The following is an 11,868-nucleotide window of genomic DNA, read 5'->3' on the forward strand; positions in this document are numbered from 1 at the left end:
GATCATGCCATCAGCCCCGCGCCTGGCGGACGGCGGGAGGACCCCGGGCCGATCGTGTCGGCTCCGGGGTCCTCCTCCTTCCCCTGGATCCCCGTCAGTCACCGGGGAAGTGGCAGGCCACCTCGCGCGAGGCGGCGATGTGGAGCAGCGGGCGCTCCGTCCGGCAGATCTGCTGCGCCTTGGGGCAGCGCGGGTGGAAGGTGCAGCCCGGGGGCGGAGCGGCCGGGCTCGGCGGGTCGCCGAGCAGCACGATCCGCTCCCGCCGCCGTTCCGCCGCCGGGTCGGGCAGCGGTACGGCGGACAGCAGGGCCCGGGTGTACGGGTGCTGGGGGTTCTCGTACAAGCTGCGCTTCTCGCCGATCTCGACGATCCGGCCGAGGTACATGACGGCGACCCGGTCGCTGACCCGTTTCACCACGGACAGGTCGTGCGCGATGAACACGTAGGCCAGGCCGAGTTCGCGGCGCAGGCGCTCCATCAGGTTGACGATCTGCGCCTGGACGGAGACGTCGAGCGCGGAGACGGGCTCGTCGGCGACGATCAGCCGGGGGCTGGTGGCCAGTGAGCGGGCGATCCCGATGCGCTGGGCCTGGCCGCCGGAGAACTCGTGCGGGTAGCGGTCGATGTGCTCCGGGATCAGCCCGACCAGGTCCATCAGCTCGGCCGCCCGGCGGCGCGCGTCGGAGGCCGACCAGCCCTGCACGAGCAGCGGGTCGGAGATGATCCGGGCCACCGTCTGGCGGGGGTTGAGGGAGGAGTGCGGGTCCTGGAAGACCATCTGGAGGTGGCGGCGCAGCGGACGGAGTCTGCCTTGCGGGAGCCGGGTGATGTCCCGTCCGTCGAAGGCGATGCTGCCCGAGGTGGGCTCCAGCAGCCGCACCAGCATCCGGCCGGTGGTGGACTTCCCGCAGCCCGACTCGCCCACCAGGCCGAGGGTTTCGCCCGCCGCGAGATCGAAGGAGATCCCGTCGACGGCGCGCACGGGCGCCCCCCGGCGCCCGGACGCCGAGCGTCTGCCGGGGAAGGCCATGGTGAGATCGCGTACGGACAGCAGCGGATCGGGCGGCGCCGGATCCGCCCCGGCCCGGTCCGGCCGTGCGGTGGTGTCCGGGGAGCGGGCCTCTACGGTCATCGGGACGCCTCCGGGGCGGTCGGGGCAGTCGGGGCGGACAGGGCAGCCGGGGCGGTCGCCGTGCCCGGCACGGCGTCGGCCCCCGTGAAATGGCATGCGGCAGTGCGCCCGGCGATCCCGTAGGGCCGTGGCTCGGGCCGCTCGGTGGCACAGCGGCGCTGCTGCTCCGGGGTGCCCGCGGCGGCGAGGTGACAGCGCGGGGCGAACGCGCAGCCCGGGGCGGGCGCGAGCAGGGAGGGCGGGGAGCCGGGGATGGCCCGCAGGGGCTCGTCGTCGGCGTCGTCCAGCCGGGGCAGCGAGTCGAGCAGGCCCCGGGTGTACGGGTGCGCCGGGTCGGCGAACAGCTCGTCGACGCCGGCCTGTTCGGCGGCCCGGCCGCCGTACATGACCAGAACCTCGTGCGCGACGCGGGCGACCACTCCGAGGTCATGGGTGATCATCACGACGCCGAGGCCGCGCTCCTGCTGGAGCCGGGCGATGAGCTCCAGGATCTGCGCCTGCACGGTCACGTCGAGGGCGGTGGTGGGCTCGTCGGCGATCAGCAGATCGGGTTCGCAGGCCAGCGCCATGGCGATCATCGCGCGCTGGCGCATGCCGCCGGAGAACTGGTGCGGGTACTCCCCCGCCCGGCGGGCCGGTTCCGGGATGCCGACCTCGCCGAGCATGTCGACGGCGCGCCGGCGCGCGGCGGCCCGGCCGGACTTGAAGTGCACCCGGAAGTGCTCGGCGATCTGCTCGCCGACGGTGTAGTAGGGGTGCAGGCTGGACAGCGGGTCCTGGAAGATCATGGCCATCTTCCGGCCGCGCAGCCGGGACAGCTCCTTCTCGGACATCCCGGTGAGCTCCTGCCCGGCCAGTGCGATGGAGCCGCCGACCTCGGCGCCCCGGTGCAGGCCCATGACGGCGAGCGAGGTGACCGATTTGCCGGACCCGGATTCGCCGACGATGCCGAGGGTCCGACCGGCCTCCACGGTGAAGCCGAGCGCGTCGACGGCCCGTACGGAGCCGCGCGGGGTGGTGAAGGTGACGCGCAGGTCGCGCACTTCCAGCAGGGGAGCGGTCATGAGTACCTCACCCTCGGGTCGATCACGGCGTACAGGAGGTCGACGACGAGGTTGGCGACGACGATGAAGAAGGCGGCGAGCAGCGTGACCCCGAGGACCACCGGCTGGTCCGAGCTGACCAGGGCCCCGTAGAACAGCCGCCCGATGCCCGGGAGTCCGAAGATGGACTCGGTGATGACGGCTCCGGCGAGCAGCCCGCCGAGGTCCATGCCGAAGATCGTGAGGATCGGGGTCATCCCGGAGCGCAGCCCGTGCTTGACGACGACCGTGCGCTCGGGCATGCCCTTGGCGCGGGCGGTACGGATGTACGGCTCGGCCATGGCCTCGATCATCGAGCCCCGGCTCTGGCGGGCGTACATGGCCGCGTAGAGCAGGGCGAGCGCGGTCCAGGGCAGCAGCAGGTTGGCCGCCCAGGCGCCCGGGTTTTCGGTGAAGGCCTGGTAGGTGGGGTAGGGCAGCAGCCCGGCGACGCGGATGACCCCGTAGATGAGCATCACGGAGGTGAAGTAGACCGGCAGCGAGGCGGCTGCGACCGCGCCGACCATCAGGGCCTTGTCGGTGACGGTGTCCTTGCGCAGGGCCGCGGTGACCCCGGCGCCGAGGCCGAGGACGAGCCACAGCGCGGCGGCGCCGACGGCGAGGGAGGCGGAGACCGGGAGGCGGTCCATCAGCAGGTCCCACACGGGCAGGGAGTTCTCGTACGAGTAGCCCAGGCACGGGAAGTCGCACTGGACGGCGTACTGGCCGGTGCCGAGGGTGCGGCCGGTGAAGATCCCGGTGAGGAAGTCGGCGAACTGCCGCCACACCGGCTGGTCGAGGCCGAGGTACTCCCGTACGTCGGCCAGCCGTTCGGCGCTGCAGGTCTTGCCGCAGGCGGCCGCGGCCGGGTCGGAGGGCAGGACGTAGAAGATGAGGAAGGTGACGGCGGCGATGGCGAGCAGGACGCCTGCGAGGGCGAGCAGCCGGCGGCCGAGGTAGAGGATCACGTGCGGCCGCCCCTCGGGTCGAGGATGTCGCGCAGGGCGTCGCCGAGCAGGGTGAAGGCGAGTACCGCGAGGAAGAGGAAGGTGCTCGGGATGACGAAGTACATGGGGTCGGTCTCGTAGAAGGCGACGGACTCGGCGATCATCTGGCCCCAGGACGGGGTCGGCGGGCGCACGCCCACGCCGAGGTAGCTGAGCGCGGCCTCGGTGCTGATCATGCCGGGGATGAGCAGGGTGGTGTAGGCGATGACCGGGCCGGAGACGCCCGGGAGGATGTCGCGGGTCAGGATCCGCCAGGAGCTCGAGCCGCCGACGCGGGCGGCGTCGACGTACTCGCGGTGTTTGAGGGAGAGGGCCTGGCCGCGGACGACGCGGGCGACACCGGGCCAGCCGAAGACGCCGATGACGGCGGTCATGAGCACGATCCGGTTGACGTCCTTGGCCACCGACAGCATCGCGATCATGAAGATGAGGGAGGGGAAGGACATGGTCAGGTCCATCAGCCGGGACAGGACGGCGTCGGTGCGGCCGCCGAAGTAGCCGGCGGCGATCCCGGCGGCGGTGCCGGTGACCACGACGATGGCGGTGGCGGCGAAGGCGATGAGGAGGGAGACCTGGGCGCCGTGGACGACGCGGGCGAACAGGTCGCGGCCGGTGACGGGTTCGACGCCGAGCCAGTGCTCGGGGCTGATCCCGCCGAGGGAGCCGAGGGGCTGGCCGCCGAGGTAGGGGTCGATGGCGGACTTGTCGAACTCCTCGGGGGACCAGCCGCCGAGCGCGCCCAGCCAGGGGGCGGTGACGGCCATCAGGACGAAGAGGAGGACGACGCAGAGGCTGACGCGGACGGCGGGGCGGCGGCGGAGCTCCCGCCGGGCGAGCTGCCAGGGGCTGCTGCCGGTGGCTGTCGCCGCGGAACCGTCCTTGGCGGCGCCGGGGGCCGGTGCCCCGCCCGGAGCCGGGGCCGGGGCCGCATGGCCGCCGGCACCGGGTGCGGTGGTGGTCATGGTGTCAGGGGTTCCGTCTTCCTCAGCCCTGGCTCTTCGAGGGGTCCTTGAGGCCGACCGTGCCGTAGTCGATGGTGCCGGTCCACACGGGGTGGCCGTAGGCGCCCGCGACGTTCGGGCCGACGAGCAGCGGCTTGCGCTCGAGCAGGATCGGGACGGACGGGGACTTCTTCATGATCTCGGCGTCGAGGTCGATCCAGGCCTGGTTGGCCTGCTTGGCGTCGGTCATCGCGTTGATCTCGTCGATCCGCTTGATGGTGGCCTCGTCGCGGAACTGGCTGTAGTTGCCCTGGTTGCCCTTGTCCTTGATGGTGCGTCCGTCGAAGACGAAGGGGATCCAGGTGGAGCCGGAGGGGTAGTCGGGGCACCAGCCGGCGAGGGTCATGTCGGGGGTGGTGGAGAGGTCGCCGATGACGTCGTAGTACGCGCCGGGGTCGACGGTGTCGATGACGACCTCGATGCCCGCGCGGGACAGGCCCTGCTGGATGGCCTCGGCCTTGCCCTTGTCGCCGGTGGAGACGGCGAGGGAGACCTTCAGGGTCTCCTTGCCGGCGGCCTTGAGGAGTTCCTTGGCCTTGGCCGGGTCGCCCGCCGGGGCGATCTTCAGGGTGTCGGCCTGCTTGCCCCCGGAGAGCGCCGGGGGCAGGTAGGCGGTGGCGACCTCGTTGAGGGCCGGGCCGCCGCCCGCGGTGACGATGGCCTCCTTGTCGACGGCGTACTGGAGGGCCTCGCGGACCTTCGGGTCGTTGAAGGGGGCGCGGGAGTTGTTGAGGTGCAGCATCTCCGTACAGCCCTGGGACTCGGCGAGCAGGCGCGCCTTGACGTCCGGCTTCGGCAGCACCTTCGGGGCGCTCTCGGGGCGCATGTCGGCGTACTGGACGGCGGAGGCGTCGGCGCCCTCGCCGGCGATGATGCGGTCGTCGATCTGGCCGCCCTTGAGGCCCATGACCACGACGAACTTGTCGGGGTAGGCCTTTCTGACCGTGTCGGTCTTCGGGTCCCAGTGCTCGTTGCGGACGAGGACGAGCTTCTTGTCGCGGTCGTACGACTCGATCTTGTACGGGCCGGAGGAGAACGGGCGGGCGTCGTACTGGGTGCCCTTCTCCTGGGACTGCGGGACGGGCGCGAAGGTGGGGAGGGTGGCGGTGGCGGAGAACTCGGCCACGGGGCGCTTGAGTTCGAAGACGACGGTGCGGTCGTCGGGGGTCTTGACGGAGTCGAGGTGCTGCCCCTGGAGCGGGCCCTTGTAGCCCTCGGCGCCGGCCAGGTACTGGGCGGCGTAGTCGGGACCGCCGGTGAGGTCGGGGGCGAAGGACCGCTCGACGTTGTACTTGACGTCCTGCGCCTTGATCGGCGAGCCGTCCTCGTACTTCACGCCCTCCTTGAGGGTGAAGGTCCAGGTCCTGCCTCCGTTGGAGGGGGTGCCGAGGTCGGTGGCGAGGTCGGGGACGAGCTCGCTGCCGGCCTTGCCTGGCTCGGCCTTGAAGGTGACGAGCGTGCGGTAGAGGAGGCGGGTGCCGAAGTCCATCGTCGGCATGACCCAGTTGCGGGCGGGGTCGAGGTGGGCGAAGTCCTGGTTGGACAGGACGGTCAGGGTCCCGCCCTTGACGGGGGCGCCGCCGAGGATCTTGCCGTCGTTGGCGGCGGCGGGGTTGCTCGCGCCGGCGCCGGTGGAGCCCTTCTTGGGGTCGGAGCAGCCCGAGGCACCGAGTGCGAGTGCGGCCACCAGGGCGGTGGCGAGGGCGAGTTGGGTGCGCTTGGTCATGGGTCACTCCAGTGAAGGGCCGCGCTCTATGATGTGACCGGTAACATAGTAATGTGAAATTGCACTGACAAGGGGTTGGTGCCGCCGTTACCCAGCCGTGTCCAAATCCGGCCCCTCAAAAGCGAGTTGAAGCTGCCGGGCAGCCCGAGTGCGGCGACTGCCCGACGACGCGCAGCGCCAGGCGGCCGTGGGTCGTCGACCCGTCACCACCTGGCGCTGCGCGTCACGACGAACGGCGGGAGCGGCACCCGCTCCGGCCGGGGATCAGCTCAATGCGGCGAACCGGCCGTTTGCTTTTCCTTGCCCTTGTCCTTGTGCTTGCTCGGAACCGGATGGAAGTTGCTGTTCGTCTCACAACCGAGGTTCTGGTAGATGCGGTCGTTCGTCTGCGGGTCCCGGCCGACGAAGTGGTACTTGCAGGCCCCCTCGATGAACCTGCCTTCGACGCCGCCGGGGAAGTCGATCTCCTTGTTCCACAGGAAGGTCGACACGAGGCCGGTCTGTCGTGCGGTGGCGTTGATGTCGATCCCGCCGGGAGCCTGGATCGCGTACACCCAGCCGTCCCCGCTCCCCGTGGCGAATTCCTGCGCCACCCACCGCTCACACGTGGTGCTCACGTGCGCGGCGTCCGGCTGTTGGGCGCCCCCGATGATCCACTGCGACAGCGGGATGAGGTTCGTGCCCCGCGGCTTGAAGCCGCTGGCGAAGATCTCTTGGGGGGCCCGGGAGTCGCCGCGCCACAGCGTGTTCCCGTCGTGCCGCCAGTACCAGGCCTCGCGCACCGCGGCGAGGTCCACGGCCGCCCGGATCGAGGGGTCCGTCGTGGTCTGCAGCCACTCCGACGCACGGTAGCCGCCGGTCGGGCCGCAGGGGCCGGTATCACGGATCTGCTGCGGGGTGCCCGGGTACGGATCCGCCGCGGCGCCGGCGGGTGAGCCGAACGCCAACGAGACGGTGACCAGGGCGGTGGCGGAAGCGATCCGCAATGCAGTCTTCAACACAGTCGGTACAACCCATCAGTCGGTGTACAGGACTCTGTGTTGGTAGACCGATTCCGGGCGGGAACAACCTCCGTCCGCAGCCGTCACCCGCAGGCACCACGGAGTCCACCCGCCCGGCGCACCCTCCCCCTCGCCGGTCCGACAGCGCTAGATGCCCGAGCCGAGGCCTCCCGGGGTGCGGCCCACCGGTTCGTCCCGGCCCTGGGCCCAGAGGGAGCGGACGTGGCCGAGGTGGCGGACCGTGCAGGCTTCCGCCGCCTCCGCGTCCCCGGCGATCATCAGGTCGAGCAGTTCGATGTGCTCCTCGGCGGAGGAGACCAGCTTTCCGGCCTCGTCCAGGCCCGTCAGTCCGTACAGGCGCGAACGCTTGCGCAGGTCGCCGACCGTCTCGACCAGCCGGTCGTTGCCGGCCAGGGCGAGCAGCGACAGGTGGAAGCGGCGGTCCGCCTCCAGGTAGCCGATGAGGTTGTGCTCGCGGGCGCTGGTGACGATCTCCTCCGCGATGGGCCGCAGCGCCTCCAGCTGCTCCGCCGTGGCGATCTTCGTGATCCGGCCGATGGTCGGCACCTCGATCATCGTGCGCAGTTCGGTGTACTGGTCCAGGTCGCGCTCGCTGACCTCGGTGATCCGGAAGCCCTTGTTGCGTACGGGTTCCACCAGGCCCTCGCGGGCCAGGTCGAGCATCGCCTCGCGGACGGGCGTTGCGGAGACCCCGAGCTCGGCGGCCAGGCCGGGCGCCGAGTAGACGCTGCCGGGGCGCAGTTCACCCGCTATCAGGGCTGCTCGAAGGGCGTGGCCGACCTGGTCGCGGAGCCGTTCCTGGGCCTTGATGAGACTGTGCTGCTTCAGGTCACCCATTGCTCTTCCTCCGAACACCTTCGCACCACCGAGTGCAGAGGGACAGCGTACAATGTCACGTTGCGCTTGATCCCCGAGCGGTGGTGTCTCCCGCGGCGCGATACATCGCCACCGCCACAGCGAGATCTTCCCAGGCCATGCCCACGCTCTTGAAGAGCTGTGGACAACTCGGGGGTCCGGCCACCGGCATCCGGCCCGTCACCAGGTCGGCCAGGGTGCCGCTGATATGACCGGGTCCGATCGCCCCCTCCGCCTCCGGCACCAGCAGGTCCCCCGCCTCGCGCAGTGCCGCCGCCCGCGACTCCACGTACACGGCGGCCCGCCGCACGAGGGCGGTGTCGGTCTCCCGGGCGTCCGGCTCGTGCGAGCCGACGGCCACGACCGTCGCGCCCGGGGCCACCAGCCGCCCGTCGAAGAGGGGTTCGCGGGCGGTGGTGCAGCACAGCACCAGGTCCGCGCCGGCCACGTCCGCCGGGGTGCCCGTACGGGCCCGCACGCCCAGGGCTCGGGCGTGCTCCGCCAGTTTCTCCGCGGCGACGGGATCGCGGCCGACGATCACGGCCTGCGCCAACTCCCGTACGGCCCGCACCGCTTCGAGATGCCCGTACGCCTGCGGGCCGGCGCCGAAGAGCACCAGCCGCAGGGCCCGCCCGGCCGGCGCGAGGTGGCGCAGGGCGAGCGCCGAGACCGCCGGGGTGCGCAGGGCGGTCAGCGCCGCGCCGTCGAACAGGGCCAGCGGGCGCAGGGTCGGCCCGTCCAGCAGCAGGTACGAGCCCGTGATGCGGGGCAGGCCGAGAGCCGGATTGCCGGGCGCCACCCCGGCGATCTTCACCCCGGCGTACGCCCCCGCCGCGGCCGGCATCAGCAGCAGCTCGCCGCCGCCCGGTACGGGCACGGCCGAGCGCTGCGGACAGGCCTCCGGGTCCAGCCCGGCCCGCAGTACGTCGGCCAGCGCGTCGGCGGCTGCGGCCGGGGTGAGCAGCGCCGCCGTCTCCTCGGCCTCGAACTGCGGGATCACAGCAGGAATCCGGGGCCGAGGGCGTCCTGCGGATCCCGTACGAAGGTGTGCTCGCCGGTGCGGTACGCCGCGCCGGTGACCTCCGTGACGAGGCCGTCGCGGGAGCCCCCCGGCACCACCCGGCCGGTGAACACCGTGCCCACCACCGACTCGTGGAGCAGGTCCTCGCCCGCCCCGAGCCGCCCGTCCTCCGCGAGCAGCGCGAGGCGCGCCGAGGTTCCCGAGCCGCAGGGCGAGCGGTCGATCTGCCCGTCGGCGAACACGGTGACGTTGCGCTGGTGCGGCCCGAAGGGAGTGTCGGGCAGCTCCTCGTGGAGGATCACCCCGTAGACCCCGGAGAGCAGCGGCCCGCCGGGGTGCCAGGTCCCCGGGTGGGCGGCCAGCGCGGCCCGGATCTCCTGCCCGGCCCGGACGAGTTCGGGCAGCGCGGCCCGGGAGACCGCCAGGCCGAGGTCCCGGGCGGCGACGGACGCGTAGCAGGCGCCGGCGTGCGCGAGGTCCACCTCCGCCATGCCCAGGGTGGTCGCCACCGGCACCTTGCGGGCGCTGACCCGGGCCGGGACGTTGCGGAAGGTGACCCCGGTGGTGCGGCCGCCGCCGCGGTGCACGGTCGCGGCGACCCGGCCCGAAGGCACGTCGATCCGCACCTGTACGTCCCCGTCGTCCGGGGCGGCGACCCGGCCGGTGTCCACGGCCCAGGCGCCGAGGGCCATCGTGCCGTGGCCGCAGGCGGTGGAGTAGCCGTCCTTGTGCCAGAACAGCACGCCGAAGTGGGCCCCGTCGTCGTCCGGGGGCACGACGAACCCGCCGTACATCCCGGCGTGTCCGCGCGGCTCCTGCACGAGGAGCCGCCGTACGTCGTCCAGCGGGCTCCGGCGCGGTGCCGTCCCGGAGCCTCCGGGGCCGATGGCGGTGGCGCAGCGCTCGGCGACGGTGTCCCCGGGCACGGGCGGCAGGCCGGCCGCGGCGACGTCGACGATCCGGAAGGGCTCCCCGGCCGTGTGGTAGTCCACGGTGCGGACGGCGGCGCTCGCGGCGCTCACAGCAGGAACCCTGCGGGGAAGGGGTCGGACGGGTCGAGGAAGTACTGGGCGGTGCCGGTGATCCACGCCCGCCCGGTGACGGTGGGGACGACGGCCGGGAGCCCGCCCACGGTGGTCTCCCCGATCAGCCGGCCGGTGAACTCGGTGCCGATGAAGGACTCGTTGACGAAGTCCGCGCCGAGCTCGAGGAGGCCGCGGGCGTGCAGCTGGGCCATGCGCGCGCTGGTCCCCGTACCGCAGGGCGAGCGGTCGAACCAGCCCGGGTGGATGGCCATGGCGTGCCGGGAGCGGCGGGCGTCGGAGCCGGGGGCGGCGAGGTAGACGTGCTTGACCCCGGCGATGGAGGGGTTCTCGGGGTGGACGGGCCGGTCGCCGGAGGCGTTGATCGCGTCCATGACGGCGAGTCCGGCGGCGAGCAGCTCGTCCTTGCGGTCCCGGTCGAAAGGGAGCCCGAGGGAGTCGAGTTCGACGAATGCGTAGAAGTTCCCGCCGTAGGCGAGGTCGTAGGTGACCGTGCCGTGGCCGGGGACCTCGGCCTTGAGGTCGAGTCCGACGCAGAAGGAGGGGACGTTGGTGAGGGTGACGGCGGTGGCCGCCCCGTCCTCGACGCGGACGTCGACGCTGACCAGCCCGGCGGGGGTGTCGAGCCGGACGGTGGTGACCGGCTCGACGACCTCCACCATGCCCGTCTCGACCAGGACGGTGGCGACCCCGATGGTCCCGTGCCCGCACATGGGGAGCAGGCCCGACACCTCGATGTAGAGGACGCCGAAGTCGGCGTCGGGCCGGGTGGGGAGCTGGAGGATGGCGCCGCTCATCGCGGAGTGGCCGCGCGGCTCGTACATGAGCAGGGTCCGGACGTGGTCCGTGTGCTCGATGAAGTGGAGCCGCTTCTCGGCCATGGTGGCGCCGGGGATCACCCCGACGCCGCCGGTGATCACCCGGGTCGGCATGCCCTCGGTGTGCGAGTCCACTGCGTGGTAGATGTGGCGCGTACGCATTCCGCTCCCCCTGTGACTAGTTGAGGCCCTCGGCGAGGGCCTTCTCGGTGGCGGCGCGGACGGCCGCCTCGGTCTCCCCGGTGAGGGGGAAGCGGGGCGGGCGGGTGGCGCCGCCGGGGCGTCCTGCGAGGTCCATGGAGAGCTTGATGGCCTGGACGAACTCGGTCTTGGAGTCCCAGCGCAGCAGGGAGTGCAGGGACTTGTACAGCGGCAGCGCGGTGGCGACGTCTCCGGCGACGGCGGCCCGGTAGAGCTCGGCGCAGGAGCGCGGCAGGGCGTTGGGGTAGCCGGCGATCCAGCCGACCGCGCCGGCGAGGGCGAGTTCGAGGAGGACGTCGTCGGCGCCGATGAGCAGGTCGAGGCCGGGGGCGAGTTCGGCGATCTCGTAGGCGCGGCGGACGTCCCCGCTGAACTCCTTGACGGCGACGATGCTGCCGTCGCCGTGCAGGCGGGCGAGGAGGGCGGGGGTCAGGTCCACCTTGGTGTCGATGGGGTTGTTGTACGCGACGACGGGCAGCCCGGCGCGGGCGGCCTCGGCGTAGTGGGCGCGTACGGTCGCCTCGTCGGCCCGGAAGGCGTTGGGGGGCAGCAGGAGCACGGAGCCCGCCCCGGCCTCGGCGGCCTGGTCGGCCCAGCGGCGGGCCTCGGCGCTGCCGTAGGCGGCGACGCCGGGCATGACGCGGGCGCCGTCGCCGGCGGCCTCGACGGCGGTACGCACGACGCGGGCCCGCTCCTGGTCGGTGAGGGTCTGGTACTCCCCGAGCGAGCCGTTGGGGACCACGCCGTCGCAGCCGTTGGCGATGAGCCAGGCGACGTGCTCGGCGTAGGCGTCGTAGTCGACGCCGAGGTCCTCGCGCAGGGGCAGCGCGGTGGCGACCATGATGCCGTGCCAGGGGCGGGTGCGGGTGTCCGTACCGGTGGTGGGCGCGGGGGTGTGCGCGTCGGTCATGTGAGAGCTCCCTAGGTGATGTGTGACATTTTACTAGTGGGTGTGAGGTG

The 11,868-nt window shown here is 72.4% G+C and carries 11 protein-coding genes; all 11 read right to left on the bottom strand.

Annotated features, from left to right (window positions below; all coding sequences use genetic code 11):
• Nucleotides 1-94 precede the first annotated feature (94 nt).
• Entirely contained in the window at nucleotides 95-1,030 is a 936-nt protein-coding gene (locus tag OHT74_RS09810; RefSeq protein ID WP_266672609.1) for an ABC transporter ATP-binding protein, read from the bottom strand.
• Nucleotides 1,031-1,128: 98 nt separating this feature from the next.
• Entirely contained in the window at nucleotides 1,129-2,196 is a 1,068-nt protein-coding gene (locus tag OHT74_RS09815; RefSeq protein ID WP_328620048.1) for an ABC transporter ATP-binding protein, read from the bottom strand.
• On the bottom strand, nucleotides 2,193-3,182 hold the full coding sequence (locus OHT74_RS09820) for an ABC transporter permease (protein ID WP_328620049.1): 990 nt from the start codon (nucleotides 3,180-3,182) through the stop codon (nucleotides 2,193-2,195). Before OHT74_RS09820 ends, OHT74_RS09815 begins: the two co-directional genes overlap by 4 nt.
• Nucleotides 3,179-4,183 (bottom strand): ABC transporter permease, encoded by a 1,005-nt coding sequence (locus OHT74_RS09825; protein ID WP_266662671.1) that lies wholly within the window; start codon nucleotides 4,181-4,183, stop codon nucleotides 3,179-3,181. The genes OHT74_RS09820 and OHT74_RS09825 overlap by 4 nt, the downstream gene beginning before the upstream one ends.
• 22 nt (nucleotides 4,184-4,205) lie before the next feature.
• The gene (locus OHT74_RS09830; protein WP_328620050.1) at nucleotides 4,206-5,948 is read right to left on the bottom strand and encodes an ABC transporter substrate-binding protein; all 1,743 of its coding nucleotides are present in this window, start codon (nucleotides 5,946-5,948) and stop codon (nucleotides 4,206-4,208) included.
• A gap of 269 nt (nucleotides 5,949-6,217) precedes the next feature.
• Nucleotides 6,218-6,934, bottom strand: coding sequence for a scabin-related ADP-ribosyltransferase (locus OHT74_RS09835; RefSeq protein ID WP_328620051.1), 717 nt, complete (start codon nucleotides 6,932-6,934; stop codon nucleotides 6,218-6,220).
• A gap of 162 nt (nucleotides 6,935-7,096) precedes the next feature.
• The gene (locus OHT74_RS09840; RefSeq protein ID WP_328620052.1) at nucleotides 7,097-7,807 is read right to left on the bottom strand and encodes a GntR family transcriptional regulator; all 711 of its coding nucleotides are present in this window, start codon (nucleotides 7,805-7,807) and stop codon (nucleotides 7,097-7,099) included.
• Between the two features lie 55 nt (nucleotides 7,808-7,862).
• Entirely contained in the window at nucleotides 7,863-8,825 is a 963-nt protein-coding gene (locus OHT74_RS09845; RefSeq protein ID WP_328620053.1) for an ornithine cyclodeaminase family protein, read from the bottom strand.
• On the bottom strand, nucleotides 8,822-9,868 hold the full coding sequence (locus OHT74_RS09850) for a proline racemase family protein (protein ID WP_266662681.1): 1,047 nt from the start codon (nucleotides 9,866-9,868) through the stop codon (nucleotides 8,822-8,824). Before OHT74_RS09850 ends, OHT74_RS09845 begins: the two co-directional genes overlap by 4 nt.
• Nucleotides 9,865-10,869, bottom strand: coding sequence for a proline racemase family protein (locus OHT74_RS09855; RefSeq protein WP_328620054.1), 1,005 nt, complete (start codon nucleotides 10,867-10,869; stop codon nucleotides 9,865-9,867). The genes OHT74_RS09850 and OHT74_RS09855 overlap by 4 nt, the downstream gene beginning before the upstream one ends.
• Nucleotides 10,870-10,885: 16 nt before the next feature.
• Entirely contained in the window at nucleotides 10,886-11,818 is a 933-nt protein-coding gene (locus OHT74_RS09860) for a dihydrodipicolinate synthase family protein (RefSeq protein ID WP_266662685.1), read from the bottom strand.
• Nucleotides 11,819-11,868: the final 50 nt, after the last annotated feature.

Source organism: Streptomyces sp. NBC_00354, from assembly GCF_036106915.1.
In the GTDB taxonomy this organism is placed as follows: Bacteria; Actinomycetota; Actinomycetes; order Streptomycetales; family Streptomycetaceae; genus Streptomyces.

What these genes read in the sequence shown, in the direction of transcription:
- OHT74_RS09810 (WP_266672609.1), bottom strand. Translation starts at nt 1,030, where the DNA reads ATGGCCTTCCCCGGCAGACGCTCGGCGTCCGGGCGCCGGGGGGCGCCC.
- OHT74_RS09815 (WP_328620048.1), bottom strand. Translation starts at nt 2,196, where the DNA reads ATGACCGCTCCCCTGCTGGAAGTGCGCGACCTGCGCGTCACCTTCACC.
- OHT74_RS09825 (WP_266662671.1), bottom strand. Translation starts at nt 4,183, where the DNA reads ATGACCACCACCGCACCCGGTGCCGGCGGCCATGCGGCCCCGGCCCCG.
- OHT74_RS09830 (WP_328620050.1), bottom strand. Translation starts at nt 5,948, where the DNA reads ATGACCAAGCGCACCCAACTCGCCCTCGCCACCGCCCTGGTGGCCGCA.
- OHT74_RS09840 (WP_328620052.1), bottom strand. Translation starts at nt 7,807, where the DNA reads ATGGGTGACCTGAAGCAGCACAGTCTCATCAAGGCCCAGGAACGGCTC.
- OHT74_RS09855 (WP_328620054.1), bottom strand. Translation starts at nt 10,869, where the DNA reads ATGCGTACGCGCCACATCTACCACGCAGTGGACTCGCACACCGAGGGC.
- OHT74_RS09860 (WP_266662685.1), bottom strand. Translation starts at nt 11,818, where the DNA reads ATGACCGACGCGCACACCCCCGCGCCCACCACCGGTACGGACACCCGC.